Source organism: Streptomyces sp. R28, from assembly GCF_041052385.1.
Taxonomy (GTDB): Bacteria; Actinomycetota; Actinomycetes; order Streptomycetales; family Streptomycetaceae; genus Streptomyces.
On the sequence record NZ_CP163439.1, the window covers coordinates 4642863 to 4662491 of the forward strand.

The window sequence follows — 19629 nt, forward strand, 5'->3', positions numbered from 1 at the left end:
GACAGCCCCTGACGGGGCGAACCGGTGTCGCTTGCTCAAGGATGACGAGGTCCTTATGCACAGACGTATTTTCAGCCGCAGACGTCCGCCTGCGGTGCTCGCCGCCGCGGTCGCGGCCCTGGCCGCGTTGGCGGCACTGCTCGTCGCCGGCCCGGCTCAGGCGGCCACCACTGGCGAGTTGCGCGGTGTTGATTCCGGCAAGTGTCTCGATGTGTCGGGCTTCAGCCAGACCGACGGCGCGAACGTGCAGATCTGGGACTGCCACGGCGGAGTCAACCAGCAGTGGACGTCGACGGACAGCAGCCAGCTGACCGTGTACGGCAACAAGTGCCTGGATGCCCGGGGCGCCGGTACCACGAACGGGACCCCGGTGCAGATCTGGTCGTGCAACGGCAGTGACAACCAGCAGTGGCGGGTGAACTCCGACGGCACCATCGTCGGCGTGCGGTCCGGGCTGTGCCTGGAGGCCGCGGGCTGGGGCAAGACCAACGGCACGGCGGTGCAGCTCTGGTCGTGCCACGGCGGCACCAACCAGAAGTGGACCGGCCTGTCCGGGACGGGCAACGGGTGTGCTGCTCTTCCGTCGACGTACCGCTGGACCTCGACCGGCCCGCTGGCGCAGCCGAAGGCGGGGTGGTCCGCACTGAAGGACTTCACCAGCGTCGTCTACAACGGCAAGCACGTCGTCTATGCCACGTCGCACAACAACCTCGCCGGTAACGACGGGCGCTGGGGATTGGCGACCTTCAGCCCCTTCACGAACTGGTCCGACATGGCCACCGCCACCCAGACCACGATCCCCTTCGACGGCATCGCGCCGACGCTGTTCTACTTCGCTCCGAAGAACCTCTGGGTGCTCGCCTACAACGGGGGCTGGCCCTACAGCTTCTCCTACCGCACCTCGACCGACCCCACCAACCCCAACGGCTGGGGCCCGCAGCAGGATCTCTTCACGACCACCCTCCCGGACGTTGTGGATCCCGACGGCACGACCCGCAAGAGGGGCCCCCTCGACGTGACCCTCATCGGTGACGACACGAACATGTACATGTTCTTCGCCGACGACGAGGGCGGCATCTACCGCGCCAGCATGCCCATCGGCAACTTCCCGGGCACCTTCGGTTCGTTCACGAAGATCATGAGCGAATCGGCGCTCGACCTGTTCGAGGCGCCGGAGGTCTACAAGGTCCAGGGCCAGAACCAGTACCTCATGATCGTCGAGGCCCAGAATTACACCGGGTACGGTCGCTACTTCCGCGCGTTCACGGCCACCAGCCTCAACGGCACCTGGACACCGTCACCGCAGGCCAACACCGTGACCAGCCCCTTCGCCGGCAGTGCCAACAGCGGCGCGACGACCTGGACCAGGGACATCAGCCACGGCGATCTGGTTCGCACCAACCCCGACCAGACCAAGACCATCGACCCTTGCAATCTGCAGTTCCTCTACCAGGGGCGCGACCCCAGCACAGACGGCGGGGACTACGGCCTCCTGCCGTACCGGCCGGGAGTGCTGACACTGCAGCGCTAGCCGGTGGCGTGACACAGGTCCGGCTCCGGTCCTGACGTTCGCGGGCAACGACGTACGCCGAACAGGGTGAGCGTCACAGCGAGCGATCAGGAACGGGTGGAGTTGGAGCGGCGGGCTCGGCGCAAGGCCGAGCCCGCCCGTGCACGCGGAGAACCCGGATGGTGGCGGCCTCGTCCTGGTCGACCACGAGACGCGGAACGTGTCAAGCCTGGTGAGTCGGTCGGTTTCAGGGTTTGTCGAGTGAGCCGGGGTCGCCGGCGCCCGAGGTGATCACTGGGCGGCGGCATGGTCGTCCGGCTGGTTGATCCACACGTTGGTGGGGATGCCCAGGCCAGACACCCCGAAGTCGACGTTCCCACAGGTCACAGCCCTATGCGATCGAGGCGAGCACCGGGATGTCGGTGGCCACGCTGGCGTCCCTCCAGCTTCCGACTTCTGCACGCGTGCTGGCCAGCGCTGTCGTTCGCCATGAGGCTACTCGATAGGTCACAGCAGGTCAGAGGGTTGCCGGCCCCTCGTTCTATGCGAACGAGGGGCCGCTTCCATGATCGACTGCCACATGGAGTCCACATCCCCACGGGATCTTGCCTGTCCTCACCCATTCGCCGGACCGGACTCCGTGCAGCAGGTACGTGAGTTGCGGCCACGAGAGGGGCAGGCACTCCTCCCCACACGCGCCTCAGACGCGACGCACCTCTCCGGAAACCTGCACGGGTCCTCGACGGGAAGGTCGGCCCAGCAGGAAGAAGGCCCCCGCCGCGGATATCAGTGGAACCTTCTGCGGTCCACGGCAGACCGCTCCGAGTCACGGGTTCTCGGGGCGGGACACCTTGACCAGTCGTGGCGTCCAACGACCGAAAGGCGGAGATTTGCCTAGCCAGGCAGAGACAGAGACAACACGCCGTGATCGTTACGGCTATGGCGGGTGCCCCTTGGCCCCGGCCCGGCTGGCTACGCCCCCGGCGACGAGAGATCGGGGAACGCATCCGGGTCCCACCAACAGGCACCGCGCCACCACCAGGCGAGGAGCACAACCGGAAGTCGGAGTGGCCCAGGACCTCCGTCACCACTCGGGGCACGGTGCAGGCGTTGTCACGTAGGGGCCGTGCCGCTACTTGAGCTCGTCGGCGGTGAAGTAGCCGTCCGCGACAAGGGTGTCGTAGTTGCTCTTGTCGACGCTCGTGGGCTGCAGCAGTACGGCGGGCACGGCCTTGACGCCGTTCTTGTAACCCGTGCGGTCGTCCACCCACGGCACCCTGCCCTTGAGCAGGTCGTCGACCATGGTCGTGGCGGCCTCTGCGAGCCGGCGGACGTCCTTGTAGACGGTCTGCGACTGCTGACCCGCGATGATTGACTTCACCGACGCCAGTTCGGCGTCCTGACCAGTGATGACTGGGAGGGGCTTGATGTCGGAGCCGTAGCCGCTCGACTTCAGCGCGGACAGGACGCCCCTTGAGATGCCGTCGTACGGCGACAGGACCGCGTCGACCCGCTCACTGCGGTACCACTTGGTGAGGATGCCGCTCATGCGTTTTTGCGCGGTGGGCCCGTCCCAGCGAGGGGTGGTGATCTGCTTGAGCTCGGTCTCGCCGGACCGGACGACCAACTGCCTGCTGTCCAGAAACGGCTGCAGGTGCGTCATCGAACCGGCGAAGAAGTATTTGGTGTTGTTGTCGTCGGGGGAGCCGGCGAACAACTCGATGTTGAACGGGCCTTTCCCATCCTCCAGGCCGAGCTTGTCGATGATGTAGTGGGCCTGGATCAGGCCGACCATCTCGTTGTCGAAGGAAACGTAGTAGTCGACGTTCTTGGTGCCGAGGATGAGCCGGTCGTAGGAGATCACCGGAATGTCCGCGTCGGCGGCCTGTTGGAGCACGCCGTTCAGCGACTTGTTGTCGATGGCCGCGATGATCAGGGCGTTAACGCCCTGCTGGATCAGTTTCTCGATCTGTGAGACCTGGACCTTCGGGTCGTCGTCGCCGTAGACCAGCTTGGTCTCGTACCTCATGGCCTTGAGGTCGTCGACGACGCTCTTGCCGTCGGTGAGCCAGCGCTCGGAGGACCGGGTCGGCATGGCGATGCCGACGGTACCGCCCTCAAAGCTGCTCCCTGAGCCGCCCTCGCTGTCCTTGCTGCAGGCGGACAGGGTGAGGGCGAGGGAGGCACCTCCGGCGAGGACGGTTCTTCGATTGAACATGCTGATCGTTCCTTGTTCTTCTCGTCGGCAAGGGGATGACGTCGTGTCAGACGTCAAGGGGGGGGGAAGCGGTGGAGCGGGCCGGGCGGTCGGCGGGCGGGCGGGGCAAGAAACGAGTGGACGCGCCGCACCTGCTCCCGGGCGGTGTGGACGGTCCCGTCCCGCACATGGGTGCCGCACGGGTAGCCCCTCAGGCGCCCTGGACAGACCGAAATTCAGACAGGGCCGTGCGCCGTGACGGATCAGCTCGGCGCTCTCGTGGATCGGCACATGGCCGCCGAGGTCGTCAGGGTCGGGTCGGCCCGGCACATGGTTCGAGTCGGTGCCGCGTTCCGACCACATGCGTGCTGATTCCGGCAACGCACAGGACACTCGCCTTTCAACGTTCGAAATATAGTCACATGTTCGAAATGCTGGCGCGACGCTAGAGGGAAGCCGCTGAGGTGTCAACAGTACGAACTGGAACGGTTACAGAAGGTGTGGTCAGGAACCACGTGGGCGGGACGGCGAGACGAAGGCGGCAGGCACAAGCGCCAGTTGGTGCGCGCACTCGGCCTGGCCGCGGGCGGTGACCGCCACAGGCGTCCACCACCGCGACGCGGCAGCGCTCACCCTGGAACGGCTACGACGAGAACACCGGGCCGTTCGTAGCCGACTGGTCTTCCGCAGTCATGTGGGTGTCACAACGCGATGGGGCCGAGGTCCGCGGCCGTTTCGGCGAGTGCGCGGATGGTGGGGTTGTCGTCGCTTGACCGCCAGGTGAGGGCCCATTGGAGGGTGGGGGCGTCATGGACGGGCAGGAAGACGATGCCAGGGGGGCTGTTGTATCGGGCCGCGACTTCGCCCAGCGGCTGAACGCACTCCCCGGAGGCGACCAGCGAAAGGATCTCGTGGAAGGTCCGCGCGACCGGCCCACGCAGAACACGTCGGCCGAGCAGCGTACGCGTGGGGACCATGGACGCCACCCAGTACTCGGGGGCGTCGGGACCGAAGTCGACGACGCGGTTGTCTCCGAGGTCCTCCAGCGACGCGGCACCGCGCGCGGCCAGTGGATGGTCCGCCGACACGGCGAGCACGCGGCCGCCGGTCAGGACGGTGGGGCCCACCGTGAGATCCGGCTCGGCGACAGGCAGCCACAGCACGTGCACGTCATGCTCTCCGGTGCGCAAGGCGGTGAACGGATCGCTGCCGTTGATCTCGCCGAACTGGACGTCGCTGCCGGGACAGCGGGTGCGGAACGCGTCGACGAGAGGGCGCAATTCGTGTCCGGCGTGACCGAACACGCCCAGCCGTAGCGTCCGGCCCGCGCCCGCCCCGGCTGCTTGGGCCCGGGCGAGCCCTGTCTGAAGGAGGTCGACGGCCTGCTGGAGGTCTTCGCGGAGGCGTGGCCGACGGGCGTCAGGGCCACACGTCGGCTGGTTCGGTCGAACAGGGCGACGCCGAGGCGACGTTCCTGCCTGCTGATGGCCTGACTGACGCGGGCCTGGGACACACGAAGCCGCTCGGCGGTGCGGCCGAAGTGCAGTTCCTCGGCCAACGTCAGGAAGATCTCTATCTCGCGCAGCTCCATACATAACCCCCCCGTTATGAATAGCCCCACGGATCCTATCTTGTTCGGCCGCTGACCTGCATCGATGCTGGAAACACGGCCCCACCGGACAGGCGGCGTACGCCTGACCCATCGTCGACAAGGCAGGTTATCGATGAGTGACATGCAGGCCATCGCCGACCGCTTGGAGATCGAGGCGTTGCGCGCCGAGATCACCGACGCGGTGATGATGCGCGACTACGACCGTGCCGCATCGCTGTTCACTCCTGAGGGCGCCATGCGATGGCCGCACATCGACAAGGAATTCGCCGGCCGGGAGGAGATCCGCGCGGGGATCGAATGGGGGCAGAGGCTCTGGGAGTTCTTCGTGCAGAACGTCCACCCCGGCGTCATCCGGCTGGACGGCGACACCGCGGCCGGCCGTGCGTACATCCAGGAGTTCGGGCGGATGCGTGACGGCAGCTCGCACCTGAACTACGCCCTGTACCACGACCGTTACGCACGCACCCCCGACGGCTGGAAGTTCAGCGAACGCGTCTACGAGGTCAGGTACATGGACTCGTCCCCGCTCGCGGGCTCCCCGCCCCCCAAAGCGCCGGTGACCTAAGCGCGGCGGCACCAACTCACCTTCCACCGGCCTCTCGACCTCTCGGCCTCGCGAAACGGACGCTGACATGAACATGATGAATCCGGAACGAACCTCAGTGCTGATCACCGGAGCCAACAAGGGACTCGGCCTCGAGACGGCTCGCCGACTCGGCGAGCAGGGCTGGACCGTCTTTCTCGGCTCGCGCGACGAGGCCCGCGGCCAGGCGGCCGCCGACAAGCTGACGGCCGACGGCGCAAAGGTGGTCATGGTCCCACTGGACGTCACCTCCGACACGTCGGTGGCCGACGCCGTGCGTCTCGTCCGCGAGCACACCGACCGGCTGGACGTGCTGATCAACAACGCCGGGGCACCGGGAAGGCTCGTCGCACCCGCGGACGCGACGGGCGAGGAGATCCACTCCGTCTACGACACGAACGTGTACGGACCGGTCAGGGTCACCCATGCGTTCCTGCCCCTGCTGCAGGCGTCGGCCCATCCGCGGGTGGTGATGGTGTCCAGCGCCGGCGGCTCCTTCTCGGTCGTGACCGATCCACAGCAGCCTGTCTCGAAGATGCACGAACTCGCCTACAGCTCGTCCAAGGCGGCGCTGAACATGATCACGGTTCGGTACGCCCAGGCACTCCCGAACATCAAGTTCAACGTCGCCACACCCGGCGAAGTCGCCAACCATGCATTCGCCGCCACCGACATGAACAACCACACCGGCCGGCTGACGGTCGCCGAAGGCACCGACTCGATCGTCAGGCTCGCGACGCTCGACGAGGACGGCCCGACCGGGGTCTTCATCGACCGCCTCGGCCCCGTCGCGTGGTGACCGAACCTCACCCCATCCCCTCCACGCATCGAGCGAAGGAGCAACCATCATGATCCTGATCACCGGAGCCAATGGCGTCGTAGGACGTCGGGTGATGAACCAGCTGGTACAGGAGGGCACGGCCGTCACCGCGGTCACGCGCGGAACCGGCGAGGCCCGGCTGCCCGACGGCGTGACAGCCGTCCGCGGAGACCTGTTCCACCCCGAGTGGATCGAGGCAGCACTGGAAGGAGTGGAAGCACTGCAGATCAGCCCGCGCGCCGCCGGGCCCGGCCTCGGCGAACTGCTGAGGCTCGCCGCCAAGCAAGGCGTACGGCGCGCCGTGCTGCTGTCGGCCGCCACAGTGGAGTACCCGGCGGGGGAGGCCCGTTTCGCCGCCCAGTTCAAGCACGCCGAGGAACTCGTCAGTGGCTCGGGCCTGGACTGGACGATCCTCCGCCTGGCCGACTTCGCCGCCAACGCACTGGCCTGGGCGCCCCAGATCAGGGCCGGTGACGTGGTGCGCGGCGCGTACGGCCGGGCCGCCACCTCTCCCCTCCACGAAACCGACATCGCGGCGGTCGCCGTACGCGCTCTGCGGGGCAGCCTTCACAGGGAGGCGGTCCACACACTGACCGGGCCGCGGTCACTGGACCAGGTCGAGAAGGTACGGCTCATCGGCGCCGCCATAGGCCGGACGCTGTCCTTCCAGGAGCTCCCGCCCGAGCAGGTACGGCAGGGCATGCTCGCCCAAGGGCTGCCCGAGGAAATCCCCGCCCGGCTGCTCGGCTCCCTCGCCGATTACGCCGACCGGCCGGGCCCCACCACCAGCACGGTGGAAGACCTGCTGGGCCGGCCGGCACTCACCTTCGCCGACTGGGCACACGACAACGCACCCGCCTTCGCCGGCTGATCACCGCCGAGCAGCCGGCGCCCTCCGCACGGCGCCGTTTGCTCGGTGCCGGGCCGCGCCGTCCCGCTGGCACACGGACACACCGACACACGGACACCCCGCGCACGTCAGTGGAAAGGCTTCGAAACATTCGAAGGCCTGAATTACACATTTGATCTCACAGTCGCCGCGTCGGTGATCAACCTTCCTTCATTCCATGAATCACCGCCTTGAACAGCCAAAACTCCTCCCGTTAAAACCAATCGGTCGACCGAATGTTTCGGAATCAATGTCGAAACTGTTGACAGTTGGCAGGGTCATACCAAAACTGTTCGCCGTTGGCAGAGCTCAACCACTGTCGACGCGGGCTGGCACGAACCACCCGCCGACACCATGTGCCCGGCCCCGTCGGCCTCACGAGGACGAGGAGGAAGCACGCTCATGAATGACGGACCCGCACATCCGACGCGCCGCAGCGTCTGCACCCTGCTGCTGGCCACCGGGGCGACGTTGGCCCTGCCCGGCACCGCCGAGGCGGCCACGGTCGTCACCACGAACCAGACCGGAACCAACAACGGGTACTACTACTCGTTCTGGACGGACAGCCAGGGCACGGTCTCCATGACCCTGAACTCCGGTGGCAACTACAGCACCTCGTGGCGAAACACCGGGAACTTCGTCGCCGGCAAGGGCTGGAGCAACGGCTCACGCCGGACCGTGACCTACTCCGGCAGCTTCAACCCGTCCGGCAACGGCTACCTGACTCTCTACGGGTGGACGTCGAACCCGCTCGTCGAGTACTACATCGTCGACAACTGGGGCACCTACCGGCCCACGGGGGCGTACAAAGGCACTGTCACCAGCGACGGCGGCACGTACGACATCTACCAGACCACGCGCTACAACGCCCCGTCCGTCGAAGGCACCCGCACGTTCAACCAGTACTGGAGCGTCCGGCAGTCGAGGCGAACCGGTGGCACCATCACCACCGGCAACCACTTCGACGCCTGGGCCCGCGCCGGAATGCCCCTGGGCAGCTTCAGCTACTACATGATCCTCGCCACCGAGGGATACCAGAGCAGCGGGAGCTCCAACATCACGGTGTCATAGGCCAGTTCGGAGAGGGAGCGGCGGCGGGACGAGCTGGTGCGTCGGCGGAGCGGCTGTCGCACGGCAACCGTGACGATGAATGTGCCGTCCCCCGCGGGGCTCATCGCCCCCCTCGTCTCCCGACCCCGCCCCTCTCCATCCGGGACACCGGCGCCGGTGTCCCGGTCCCAGGCGCTGCCCCCCGAATCCCCCACAGGCTGGAGGACCGCTCCTCATGAAAGCCACACCACGTCTGTCGTCACTCGCCGTCGCCGCGCTCGCCGTTGCCGGCACCCTCACCGTCGACGCCGCCGCCCCGGCGCAGGCCGCCACGTGCAACGGGTACGTCGGGCTCACCTTCGACGACGGACCGTCCAGCAGCACCCCGGCCCTGCTCAACGCGCTCACGCAGAACGGGCTGCGGGCCACGATGTTCAACCAGGGCCAGTACGCCGCCGCCTACCCGGCACGGGTCAAGGCCCAGGTCAATGCAGGCATGTGGGTCGGCAACCACAGCTACACCCACCCTCATCTGACCCAGCAGAGCCAGGCGACGATCGACTCGGAGATCTCCCGGACCCAGCAGGCCGTCGCGGCCGCGGGCGGCGGTACGCCGAAGCTGTTCCGGCCGCCGTACGGCGAGACCAACTCGACGGTGAGGGCCGTCGAGGCCAAGTACGGCCTGACCGAGATCCTCTGGAACGTCGACTCGCAGGACTGGAACGGCGCGAGCACCGATGCGATCGTGGCGGCGGCCGGCCGGCTCACCAGCGGCCAGGTCATCCTCATGCACGACTGGTCCGCCAACTCCCTCGCGGCGATCCCGCGCATCGCCCAGGGGTTGGCCGCCCGGGGCCTGTGCGCCGGCATGATCTCCCCGCAAACCGGCCGCGCCGTGGCTCCGGCGGCAGCCGTGGCGGCGGGGACGGCACGGTGAACGTACCGTCCCCGGCGAAGGCCATCCCGACCTGGCAACCCCGGCGGGGCCAGCGGGGCGATGGGAGCGATGGCCCGACCGTGTGACGCAGTCGGGATGCGTCGTCGTGAGACGAACTCGTCGACACCGCACGGGAGTTTCGTCGGCGCCCTGAGGCATCGGCGAGGAGCCCGGGCCGCCTCACACTCCTGGCGCCGCCACACGGGTGGTTCTGCGCGGAGCGCCTACGCGCGCGTTCGGCTTCGGAATGCCTTGGCCGTACAGGGCACTTGGGCCGTCCGCGAGGCCGACACCCTTGCCCATTGGTCAGACGATCCGGCGTGCCGACGAGCAGATCTCAGACATTTACACATTAACCTCTCGTCACCTTATGACGTGGCGGGTCGTGTACGCGTCCGCTTCAACGCTCGGAGAAGACATGCGCAAGCCTCGCAAGACCGCTGTCGTGGCCGTCCTCCTCGGCGCCATCGGCTTCCTCGGCACCGGCACCGCCTACGCCGACGGGCAGGGGCACGGACACAAGCAGGAACACAAGCAGGCACACAAGCAGGAGCACAAGCACGGCCACAAGCACGGACGCGGGCACAAGAGCGAGAGTGAAGAGAGCAGGACGGTCTTCATCAGCCAGAGCACCTCATGCAGGACGACCGAAGAGAACGTCGACGTTCAGGGCCAGTCCGGGGTCGAGAACGGCCGTGAAGGCAACCGGTCCAACGGCGAGGGCTCGCCCGGCTCGCAGGCCACCAACATCGGCTCAAGCCAGGGCTGCAACAACACCATCGTCCTCGGCAAGTAGCTCACACGGGGCCCGGCGCCGGCGCCGGCGCCGCCCCCCCGGGCCCCCGGGCCGCCGAGGATCGAGGATCCGGCTCTCACCGGCGTCATCCTCCAGTTCGCAGTGCATGAACTCCTAAAAGCGGGTGTCCCAGGTTCGAATCCTGCCGGGGCACGACGCGACACCACTCTGGCCTGGGGCTTCTCCCCAGGGGCATGCCTTGACCGGCCTCGGACTCCTCGTCCGGGGCCGTTTGCGTGCGGGCGGGGGCGCGAGGCTCCGAGATTTCTCCCGCGGTCCGGCGCAGGCCGAGTCCTGCTGCCCGTAGGGTCCCTGGCCATTGGGTCCCGGCCGGACTGGGTCTATCGTCGGAATCCAGGGGTCAGGAGTAGGAGGACGGCCGGTGATGCCGCAGGACGAGGCCGTGATCGGCTGCACGGGGAAGGTACTCATCGGAACCCGCGGATCCGCGGGCCCCGGCGAAATCCTGGTGCGGGTCAGAGGCGGTTCCGAGACGTTCCTCGCCTGGTCGGAGGATCCCCTGCCCACGGGCGCGACAGTGCTCGTGATCGAATCACGTGGATGCCGGGAGGTCGGCGTCATCGAGTGGGTGGATCCATTGGACGCGCTCGGCGGCGATACCGCCGACGCCGGCTGAGGAGTACAGCATGTTCGGATACCGCGTTCCCGCTCCCGACGAGGCGATGCTGATCTCGGGGGGCCGGCGGGGACTGGGGGGCGCGCCTTTCCGAGTGGTGACGGGGCACGGCAAGTTCGTGATCCCGTTCTTTCGCAAGACCCGCTTCCTGACCCTGTCGATGTGCGAGTCCGAGGTCACCGAGACCTGTGTGACCCGGCAGGGCATCGCGCTGCACGTGCGCGCGGTCATCGCGTTCAAGGTCGGCAACGACCACGAGAGCATCATCAACGCGGGCCAGCGCTTCCTCTCCGACCAGGACCAGATGTCGGTCCTGACCGGCCGTATCTTCGCCGGCCACCTGCGGGCGATCATCGGCTCGATGACGGTCGAGGAGATCGTCACCGAGCGGCAGAAGCTCGCCGCGGAGGTCCTGGACACCTCCAAGACCGAGATGGCGAAGATCGGCCTCATCGTGGACTCGCTGCAGATCCAGTCGATCGACGACGGCGACGCCGGCTACATCGACGCGATGTCCGCGCCGCACAAGGCGGCCATCCAGCGGCAGGCCCAGATCGCCCAGGCCCAGGCCACCCAGGCCTCGGTCGAGGCGCAGCAGGAAGCGGCCCGCAAGCAGGCCGAGTACGCCCGGCAGACCGCCATCGTCAAGGCGGAGTACTCGGCCGAGGTGGACCGCGCCCAGGCGCAGGCCTCCCAGGCCGGGCCGCTGGCGCAGGCCCACGCCCAGCAGGAGGTGCTCGCCGCCCAGACCGAGCTGGCCCAGCGCCAGGCCAAGCTGCGCCAGCAGCAGCTGGTGGCCGAGATCGTGAAGCCCGCCGAGGCCGAGGCCGAGCGGATCAGGGTGCTCGCCGCCGCCGACGCGCAGCGCATGAAGATCCAGGCCGAGGCCGCGGCCTCGTACGACCGGGTCGCGCTGGACCGGATGCTGATCGACCAGCTCCCGCAGATCGTGAAGGAGGCGGCCGGCGGCCTCGCCGGCGCCAACGTCAACGTCCTCAACGGCGCGGACGGCCTCGGCGAGATCGCCGCCGGCCTGGTGTCCCAGGGCCTGACGATCCTCGACTCGGTCCGGCAGAACCTGAACGGCCAGGACTCGGGCGGCCAGCGCCCCGAGGAGAGCAAGAGCAACGGTCTGCTCCAGCTCCCCACCACCAAGGAGAAGAGGTCGGACGACGGTCCGGTGGACGTCGGCTAGGGGCGGCGAGCATGCGCCCGGCCGACGGAGTGCGCGCAGGCGCCATGGCCTGGCCAGGCAATACGTACCGAACAGCCCCCTCGAAGTGATCTCCGAGGGGGCTGTTTCGTCAGTACTGCTCGGTCTCCACGAAACCCGCGTCCCCGTTGTCGTCCGCGTCGAAGGCGGCGGCGGTCGGGTCGAATCCGGGCGGGCTGTCCTTGAGGCCCAGGCCCATGCCGGCCAGCTTCGCCTTGACCTCGTCGATCGACTTCGCACCGAAGTTGCGGATGTCGAGCAGGTCGGCCTCGGAGCGCGCCAGGAGTTCACCCACGGAGTGGACGCCCTCGCGCTTGAGGCAGTTGTACGAACGGACCGTGAGTTCGAGCTCCTCGATCGGCAGCGCGAGGTCGGCGGCGAGGGCGGCGTCCGTGGGGGACGGGCCCATGTCGATGCCCTCGGCGTCGATGTTCAGCTCGCGGGCGAGACCGAACAGCTCGACCAGCGTCTTACCGGCGGAGGCCATGGCGTCACGCGGACGCATCGCCTGCTTGGTCTCGACGTCGACGATCAGCTTGTCGAAGTCGGTGCGCTGCTCGACACGCGTGGCCTCGACCTTGTACGTGACCTTCAGCACGGGGCTGTAGATGGAGTCGACCGGGATACGGCCGATCTCCTGGCCCACCTGCTTGTTCTGCACGGCGGAGACGTAACCACGGCCACGCTCGACCGTGAGCTCCATCTCCAGCTTGCCCTTGCCGTTGAGCGTGGCGAGGACCAGGTCGGGGTTGTGCACCTCGACACCGGCCGGGGGCGCGATGTCGGCGGCGGTGACGAGACCCGGGCCCTGCTTGCGCAGGTACATCACGACGGGTTCGTCCTGCTCGCTGCTCACAACCAGCTGCTTGATGTTGAGGATCAGGTCGGTGACGTCCTCCTTGACACCCGGCACGGTGGTGAACTCGTGCAGGATGCCGTCGACGCGGATGGACGTGACCGCCGCACCCGGGATCGAGGACAGGAGGGTCCGGCGAAGGGAGTTTCCAAGGGTGTAACCGAAGCCCGGCTCCAGCGGCTCGATCACGAACCGGGAGCGGAACTCGTCGACGACCTCTTCGGTCAGGGACGGACGCTGAGCAATCAGCACGAGGTATTGCCTCCAGTGTTTGGCGCCCGCTATGTGACGCCGTTGGACACCATGAAGGGTACGGGCGGTTCGGCCTCCCACGAGACCGAACCGCCCGACCCCCGTCCCGGCACCGCCTCCAGCCCGCCGCATGAGCGGTTGACGCCGTGCCGGGAAGGCACCCGTTCGGGCGGCCTCGGACTCCTCGTCCGGGGCCGTTCGCGTGCGGCGGCCCCGCGGCGTCGGCACCGCCGCCGACCGCACCGTCAAGCAGGGATGACGAGGGGCAGGTCGGCGGTGACGGTGGCGCCCTGTGGGGTGGTGTGGATGGTGAGGGTGCCGCCGATCTCCTCGACGCGTTCGTACATGGACTGGATGCCCACGCCGGGCGTCCACGTCTCGGTGCACGGACCGCTGTCGGCGATGGTCACGCGCAGCAGCGCGGGGTCCGCGGGGGCCGCGAGCTCCAGGGTGAGGGCGGCGGCGGTGGTGCCGTCGGAATGCCGGGCGATGTTGGTCACGGCTCCCACCGCCACCCGGTACGCGGCCACCTCGACGGCCGCCGGGAGCGGTGGCAGCCGTTGCGGAGCGTCGATCGTGACGGTCAGGGGCCGGCCGTCCGCGGCACGCAGCGGGGCGATGCGCTGGCGGACGGCGTCGACGAGACCGAGCTCGTCGAGGGCACGAGGCCGCAGGCCGTAGACGATCCGGCGGATCTCGGTGATCGCGTCGCCGATGTCGGCGCGCAGCCCGCGCAGCGTCCGCACGGCGCGCTCCGGGTCGGTGGCGATGAGGTTGACGGCCGCGTCGGTGGTGTAGGCGATGCCGGTCAGCGCCGGGCCGAGACCGTCGTGCAGATCACGGCGCATCCGGCGGCGCTCTTCCTCCAGCGCGGTGACCACCCGGCCCCGGGAGACGCGCAGTTGCTCGCTGAGCCGCGCGGCGTGCAGGGCCTGGGCGAGCGGTGCCGCGACCAGTTCGAGGACCGCCGTGGCGGCCCGGGGCAGCCCCAGGTGTCCGGGTGGGAGGCACACCACGAGGTCGCCGACGTGTTCGGCGCCCGCGTGCAGGGCGGTGCGTGTGGTGTGGCCGTCGTCCATGGTGCCCGCTGTGGCGACCGCGGTCCCGTCCTGACGCAGGGCGATGCCGGGCACGCCGAGGGTGGAGCGCAGGGTGTGCAGCCACAGTGGCGGCGGGGCGCCGGCGGTGAGGTCCGTGCCGAGCCGGGTCAGCGTCTCGACCGGGTCGGCCGACCTGCCGAACAGCATCTCGTCCATGCTGGCCTCGACCCGCTGCCGTACGGGCTGGTACCCGGCGGCGATCGTGGCCGCCAGCAGGGCCGGCACCCCCTTGCCCGGCCGGGATCCCACCACCATCTCCCACACGGCCGCGACCCCCTCGACGGACGTCGCCGCACCGGGAGACACGCTCCCCGTGCCGGAACCCCCGCCCTCGGAAGAACCCCCGCCCGCAGACGGCCTGTTCGGCGACAGCTCCTGAAGCCCAGGCCGCCGCACCCTCGCACGGCGAGCGTGCTGATCATCGTGAGATAACGTCCCTCTCACTCCGGGCGAGTGAGAGGGACGTCGTGCAGGTTCAGGTGCGTGGGCGGGGGGCCCGTCGGTGGGTCGCGTTCGGGGCGATCGCGTTCGGGGCGGTGTTCCTGGTCGTCGGGTTGATCCTGGCGGGGATGTCGGTGTCGTTCCTGGTGGATGCGGAGCGTGCCCCGGGCACGGTGGTGGCGCTGGAGTGGCGCGCCGACGACAACGGCGCATCCCGCAGGAAGAGGGAGAACGACGAGCCCGTGGCGTATCCGGTGGTCGAGTTCACGTCGGCGGACGGCACGTCGAGGACGTTCCGCAGCTCGACGGGTTCCAATCCACCGTCGTACGAGAAGGGCGAGCGGGTCGAGGTGCTCTACCGCGCCGATTCCCCCGCGGACGCGCGGATCAACGGGTTCGCCTCGCTGTGGCTGCTGCCGCTGGTCTTCGGTGGGATCGGGCTGGCGATCGCGGGGGTCGGGACGGCCGTCGCCACGATGCGGCGGTGGCGTTCCTAGGCGTGCCTACGGGCCCCGCCTACACGAGGATGTTGGTGATGAAGAAGTTCCACTCGTCGCGCCCGAGTTCGCCCTGGCCGACGTGAGCCGCGGCCGGTACTGCGGACAGCATCAGCCCGGCGATGGCAACGGCCAAGGCGGCGACGACACGACGCTTCACGGTTCCTCCTCGAGGGCGGCAGTACCGAACACCCTGCGCCAAGCCGGCCGCGCCGCCTGCCAGACACGCGGCCCGGCCGGTGGATTCAGTCGCTCGGTGGGAGTCCGGACGGGACTGATGCCGGTCGGTGATCACGCTGGAGGCGGGGGCCTCAGTCGGTGAGGCGCTCGACGTCCGCGGCAGCGGCATCCGCCCGGCGGCGCGCCTCACGGACCTGCCGATCGGCCGTACGCACCAGGTCGCGTGCCGCCTGCTCGGCGGAGCGTGCCTGTCGTTGCTCATCCCTGGCGCGTTGCAGTTCGGCGGTCAGTTCGCTGACGCGCTGCTGCATCTCATCCAGGTGTTTCCCGGCCGCGTCGGCCTCACGGCCCACGCTCGCCGCCTCGTCCTCCCGCGCGCGTAGTTCCCGCGTGGCCTCGTCGGCGTCCTTGCGGGCTCGGGCGAGACGTCTGCGCCGGTCAGCGTCGGCCTTGCGGTCCCGAGGAGGGGGTGGAGGGGGTTCGGTCGGAGGGGGTTCGGTCGGAGGGGGCACGGCGGGGGCGCGGCGCTTGGCCGCTGTCTCGGTGATCGCGGGGAAGTCGGTGGTGGCGCTGAAGGGCTTGCTGAGTCTGCCGCTCGCCCATTCCTGGGCCGCATCAGGGTCCGCGAGAGCGGCGCGCAGGGTGTCCTCGACTTCGTGCTGGGCAGCCTCGCTGATCGGGTGGCCTGCCGCCGCGGCGAGTTGTCCGGCCTGCCGGGACAGCGCGTTGATCAGAACCCGCTGCCGGCGGCTGAGCTCGCGTAGCTGGACGCCGTCCAGGTCGCGATGTGCCTGTCTCAGCCCCTCGCCGAGGCGGAGCAGCGGTTCGACCTCGCTGTGGTGTGCGCGGACGAGGAGGTTGCTGGCCCAGGCCGACAGGCTCGGGCGTCGCAGCTTGGTGATCCGCTCTGCGAGGGCGCGGTCGCCGGCTGTGCGGGCCGCGGCCGCACGGGTGGCGCGGGCGGCGATGAATTCCTCCGGCCGCAGGCCGTACAGCTCGTCGGCGACAGTGTCCAGATCCATCGGCGTCCCTCTCCGCGCCGCGCCCACAGAGGTCCGTATCGATTTTGCACCTTTGGCGTACATGTCGCCTCGGCGAGGCGGTGAGCGGCCGCCGACGGCGGGGACGCGACGGTCTCCGCCGTCACCCGGTGCCCGGCTCCACGCCCCTCGGTACCGCTAGAGCAGCTGGCCCACGATGCGCGGAAGGAGCCCCTCCGAGACTTCGCTGTCAGCGCTCTCGTCGACGTTGATCCTCATGGGGATGTTGCTTTCGGGAGTGACCACGGAGCCGGTCGAGGCCTTCTTGTCGGCCTGGCGGGTCTTGTGGTCCCCGTCTGCCGAAGCGGGGACGGCGGCGGTCAGGATGAGGGTCGCGGCGGCAAGCGCGGCGGTAGCGATGATCTTCATGACGACCCTAACGACGCGCCTGGCGTCAGGGTGCGCAGAGCTGCGGCAATGGTGGAGCGTGCGGTGCCGCTTGCGGTGGAGCGCGGATCACCGGGGCCGGCCCGCCCGAAGCGCACCGGGCGCACACTGGAAGCAGCAGGTCATGCTTTATGAGCCGGACGTGGAGGTGGGCCATGAGCACCCTCGAAGAACACGTCGATGTGGGAGTTCCGATCGACACGGCTTGGGAGAGCCTTCACCGGGTGGACGACTATCCGCGCTTCCTGGCGGGAGTGCGTGAAGCCCGTACGGAGGCCGGGGGCCGGGCTCGTCTGGACGTAGAGGCCGGGGGGCGGGCCCGGGAGTTCGAGGCCGAGGTTTCCGACCGGGCGGGGGAACGTGTGCTGGAGTGGCGTACCACGGGCGCTCCCGACCTGGCGGGCTCGTTCTCGCTGCTGCCGATCGACCGCAACCGCACCCGTGTGCAGGCACGGGTCGAGTACGACGCCGGCACGGTCAGGGAGACCTTCGGCGGGCCGAAGGGGTTCGCCCAGGCCAGCGCCATCGAGCGGCTCGTCCGTAGCGATCTCGAGCAGTTCAGGGAGTACGTGGAACAAGGGCGGTGAGTGAGCGCGCACCGCACCTCAGGGCTTGCGGCCCACCGTCCGCCGGAGACCGTCACTGGTCCAGATACGCCAACACGGCCAGCACCCGCCGATTGTCGCCGTCCGTCGGCAGCAGCCCCAGCTTGGTGAAGATGTTGCCGATGTGCTTGGCGACGGCCTTCTCCGTGATGAACAGGCCTTGTGCGATGCCCGCGTTGGAGCGGCCCTGGGCCACCCACTCCAGGACCTCGCGCTCACGTCCGGTGAGGCTGCCCACCGCCTCGTCGCGCTCCTTGCGGGCCAGGAGCTTGGAGATCACCTCGGGGTCCATCACGGTGCCGCCCTCGGCCACGCGGCGGATGGAGTCCAGGAACTGGGCGCCGTTGGTGACGCGGTCCTTCAGCATGTAGCCGACGCCCCGGCCGCCGCCGGCCAGCAACTCCCGTGCGTACAGCGGCTCCACGTACTGGGAGAGGAGCAGGACCGGCAGGTCCGGCATCCGTTCGCGGGCCGTCAGCACCGCGCGCAGGCCCTCGTCCGTGAACGTCGGCGGCAGCCTGACGTCGACGACCGCGACGTCCGGCTGCTCCCGGACGAGCGCGTCCAGCAGTTCCGTGCCGTTGTCCACGGCGGCGACGACCTCGTGGCCGTAGGCACCGAGGAGGCGGATGAGTCCGTCTCTCAGAAGGAAGTGGTCTTCGGCGAGGGCAATGCGCACGGAACCTCCATCGTCACCATGGTCGGTCCGTTCACGGGGCTGTTCACGGCGAGCACACCGTCGAACGTGGCGAGCCGGCGCTCGATGCCCCGCAGGCCGCTGCCGCGCGAGGCGTCCGCGCCGCCGTGGCCGTCGTCGGTGACGGTGACACGCAGCATTCCGTGATCGTAGCCAAGGTCGATCCATGCCCGGTCGGCGCCGGAGTGCTTGGCGACATTGGTGATGACCTCCGAGATCGCGAAGTAGGCCGCCGACTCGACCGGCATCTCGGGGCGGCCCGGCAGGTCGACCCGGACTTCGGTGCGGACGGGGCAGACCATCGCCAACGCCCTTACCGCGTCGGCGAGTCCGCGGTCGGCGAGGACCGGCGGATGGATGCCGCGGACCAGGTCGCGCAGTTCCTCCAGCGCCTTGGAGGAGGACGCGCGGGCCTCGATGAGCAGGGCGCGGACGGCCTCGGGGTCGGTCTCCAGAAGGTGCTCGGCGGCGTCCAGCGTCATGCCCATCGCGACCAGGCGGGCCTGGGCGCCGTCGTGCAGGTCGCGTTCGATACGGCGGATCTCGGCCATCTGCGTGTCGACGGCGTCGGAGCGGGTGGTGGCCAGGTGCTGGATGCGGTGGGCCATCAGCTCGCTCTCGCTCGGGGCGAGCATCGCGCGCGTGTACAGGGCGTGCCGGCGCACGGCGCGCGGCGCCGACCACAGGGCCAGCGGCAGCTGGAGGGCGCCCAGCACACCGGCGAGTACGGCGGTGGCCCGGCCCTCGATCGGGATGAACTGGTACCACAGGCCGTCCCACTCGGCGGACAGCGGGACGCCGAAGAAGGCGAGGAAGACACCCCACGCCCCGCTGAGGACCAGCGCGATCGGGACGAAGGCGAAGAACGCGCCGGCCAGCGGGTCGGCCAGCACCCACACGTACTCCCGGCGGGTCTGCGGGTCGCTCACGATCCACCGGTAGCGGGCGACCGCCCCAAAGGCGCCTTCGGGCGCGGGCGGCAGCGGTCCCGGCGGCCCGGGTATCTCCACCCCCGACCAGCGCAGGGCGAGTTCGCGCTGCCGGGCCGCCAGATTCCGTACGCCCTCCATGGCGCGCGGCACCATGCCGAGGCCGGGTCCCACCAGGCTGATCGCCCCGGAGACCGCCAGGGACCGGCCGAGCCCCGCCGACGCCATCCAGCACAGGGCGAGGGCCCGGCGCAGCCCCACCAGTCCGGCGGTGACGGAGAATCCCCTGATCTCGTCCGGCGTGCGGTTCACCCCGAGCTGCGTCGTGCGGTCCATACGACGCTCCCCCCTCTGCTGTCCGTGCGTACTGTGCTGTCCGTGCGGTCGTGGGAGCCGTAGCG

General features: G+C 69.1%; 20 protein-coding genes and 1 pseudogene. 11 read left to right on the forward strand and 10 right to left on the reverse strand.

From position 1 onward, the window contains the following. The first annotated feature begins 55 nt into the window (after window positions 1–55). A complete protein-coding gene (locus AB5J49_RS20445) occupies window positions 56–1531 on the forward strand; it encodes a non-reducing end alpha-L-arabinofuranosidase family hydrolase (protein ID WP_369170053.1) in 1476 nt (491 codons plus the stop codon). A 1111-nt stretch (window positions 1532–2642) separates the two neighbouring features. Here the strand turns inward: AB5J49_RS20445 and chvE are convergent. The 3 genes and pseudogenes from chvE to AB5J49_RS20460 all read right to left on the reverse strand — a co-directional run. Continuing rightward, a complete protein-coding gene (gene chvE / locus AB5J49_RS20450) occupies window positions 2643–3728 on the reverse strand; it encodes a multiple monosaccharide ABC transporter substrate-binding protein (RefSeq protein ID WP_369170054.1) in 1086 nt (361 codons plus the stop codon). Between the two features lie 680 nt (window positions 3729–4408). Continuing rightward, the gene (locus AB5J49_RS20455; RefSeq protein ID WP_369170055.1) at window positions 4409–5011 is read right to left on the reverse strand and encodes a LysR substrate-binding domain-containing protein; all 603 of its coding nucleotides are present in this window, start codon (window positions 5009–5011) and stop codon (window positions 4409–4411) included. A 164-nt stretch (window positions 5012–5175) separates the two neighbouring features. Further along, a pseudogene (locus AB5J49_RS20460) lies at window positions 5176–5451 on the reverse strand (LysR family transcriptional regulator); the annotation flags it as partial. Between AB5J49_RS20460 and AB5J49_RS20465 the strand changes: the two are divergent. The 8 genes from AB5J49_RS20465 (at window position 5432) to AB5J49_RS20500 (ending at window position 12226) form a co-directional block, all read left to right on the forward strand. Beyond that, the gene (locus tag AB5J49_RS20465) at window positions 5432–5884 is read left to right on the forward strand and encodes a nuclear transport factor 2 family protein (RefSeq protein WP_369170056.1); all 453 of its coding nucleotides are present in this window, start codon (window positions 5432–5434) and stop codon (window positions 5882–5884) included. The pseudogene AB5J49_RS20460 and the gene AB5J49_RS20465 sit on opposite strands and share 20 nt — an antisense overlap. Window positions 5885–5957: 73 nt before the next feature. Continuing rightward, window positions 5958–6701 carry an SDR family oxidoreductase gene (locus tag AB5J49_RS20470; RefSeq protein WP_369175204.1) on the forward strand — a complete coding sequence of 248 codons (744 nt, stop codon included), beginning with the start codon at window positions 5958–5960 and terminating at the stop codon, window positions 6699–6701. A gap of 49 nt (window positions 6702–6750) precedes the next feature. Next, entirely contained in the window at window positions 6751–7593 is an 843-nt protein-coding gene (locus AB5J49_RS20475; protein WP_369170057.1) for an NAD(P)H-binding protein, read from the forward strand. A 420-nt stretch (window positions 7594–8013) separates the two neighbouring features. Then, on the forward strand, window positions 8014–8682 hold the full coding sequence (locus AB5J49_RS20480) for a glycoside hydrolase family 11 protein (RefSeq protein ID WP_369170058.1): 669 nt from the start codon (window positions 8014–8016) through the stop codon (window positions 8680–8682). 214 nt (window positions 8683–8896) lie between these two features. Next, window positions 8897–9598, forward strand: a complete 702-nt coding sequence (locus tag AB5J49_RS20485; protein ID WP_369170059.1) for a polysaccharide deacetylase family protein — start codon at window positions 8897–8899, stop codon at window positions 9596–9598. A gap of 418 nt (window positions 9599–10016) precedes the next feature. Then, on the forward strand, window positions 10017–10394 hold the full coding sequence (locus tag AB5J49_RS20490; RefSeq protein ID WP_369170060.1) for a hypothetical protein: 378 nt from the start codon (window positions 10017–10019) through the stop codon (window positions 10392–10394). 385 nt (window positions 10395–10779) lie between these two features. Continuing rightward, a complete protein-coding gene (locus AB5J49_RS20495) occupies window positions 10780–11031 on the forward strand; it encodes a hypothetical protein (protein ID WP_369170061.1) in 252 nt (83 codons plus the stop codon). A gap of 10 nt (window positions 11032–11041) precedes the next feature. Beyond that, on the forward strand, window positions 11042–12226 hold the full coding sequence (locus AB5J49_RS20500) for a flotillin family protein (RefSeq protein ID WP_369170062.1): 1185 nt from the start codon (window positions 11042–11044) through the stop codon (window positions 12224–12226). 109 nt (window positions 12227–12335) lie between these two features. Here the strand turns inward: AB5J49_RS20500 and AB5J49_RS20505 are convergent, their stop codons facing one another. Further along, on the reverse strand, window positions 12336–13352 hold the full coding sequence (locus AB5J49_RS20505; RefSeq protein ID WP_369170063.1) for a DNA-directed RNA polymerase subunit alpha: 1017 nt from the start codon (window positions 13350–13352) through the stop codon (window positions 12336–12338). Window positions 13353–13597: 245 nt separating this feature from the next. Next, window positions 13598–14758, reverse strand: coding sequence for a sensor histidine kinase (locus AB5J49_RS20510; RefSeq protein ID WP_369170064.1), 1161 nt, complete (start codon window positions 14756–14758; stop codon window positions 13598–13600). A 161-nt stretch (window positions 14759–14919) separates the two neighbouring features. Between AB5J49_RS20510 and AB5J49_RS20515 the strand changes: the two genes are divergently transcribed. Continuing rightward, window positions 14920–15390: a DUF3592 domain-containing protein gene (locus AB5J49_RS20515; RefSeq protein WP_369170065.1), complete on the forward strand. Its 471-nt coding sequence runs from the start codon at window positions 14920–14922 to the stop codon at window positions 15388–15390. Between the two features lie 19 nt (window positions 15391–15409). Here AB5J49_RS20515 and AB5J49_RS20520 read toward each other — a convergent pair whose 3' ends face one another. From AB5J49_RS20520 to AB5J49_RS20530, 3 genes are all read right to left on the reverse strand, one after another. After that, on the reverse strand, window positions 15410–15550 hold the full coding sequence (locus AB5J49_RS20520) for a hypothetical protein (RefSeq protein WP_369170066.1): 141 nt from the start codon (window positions 15548–15550) through the stop codon (window positions 15410–15412). Between the two features lie 151 nt (window positions 15551–15701). Next, on the reverse strand, window positions 15702–16592 hold the full coding sequence (locus AB5J49_RS20525; protein WP_369170067.1) for a hypothetical protein: 891 nt from the start codon (window positions 16590–16592) through the stop codon (window positions 15702–15704). Window positions 16593–16748: 156 nt separating this feature from the next. Beyond that, window positions 16749–16979, reverse strand: a complete 231-nt coding sequence (locus tag AB5J49_RS20530) for a hypothetical protein (protein ID WP_369170068.1) — start codon at window positions 16977–16979, stop codon at window positions 16749–16751. A gap of 173 nt (window positions 16980–17152) precedes the next feature. On the opposite strand from AB5J49_RS20530, the gene AB5J49_RS20535 reads away from it, so the two are divergent. Further along, window positions 17153–17584 (forward strand): SRPBCC family protein, encoded by a 432-nt coding sequence (locus AB5J49_RS20535; RefSeq protein WP_369170069.1) that lies wholly within the window; start codon window positions 17153–17155, stop codon window positions 17582–17584. 52 nt (window positions 17585–17636) lie between these two features. Here the strand turns inward: AB5J49_RS20535 and AB5J49_RS20540 are convergent, their stop codons facing one another. Together AB5J49_RS20540 and AB5J49_RS20545 are read right to left on the reverse strand one after the other, a co-directional pair. Next, complete coding sequence (locus tag AB5J49_RS20540; RefSeq protein WP_369170070.1) at window positions 17637–18281, reverse strand: LuxR C-terminal-related transcriptional regulator; 645 nt, start codon at window positions 18279–18281, stop codon at window positions 17637–17639. Further along, entirely contained in the window at window positions 18245–19564 is a 1320-nt protein-coding gene (locus AB5J49_RS20545) for a histidine kinase (RefSeq protein ID WP_369170071.1), read from the reverse strand. Before AB5J49_RS20545 ends, AB5J49_RS20540 begins: the two co-directional genes overlap by 37 nt. Window positions 19565–19629 lie beyond the last annotated feature (65 nt).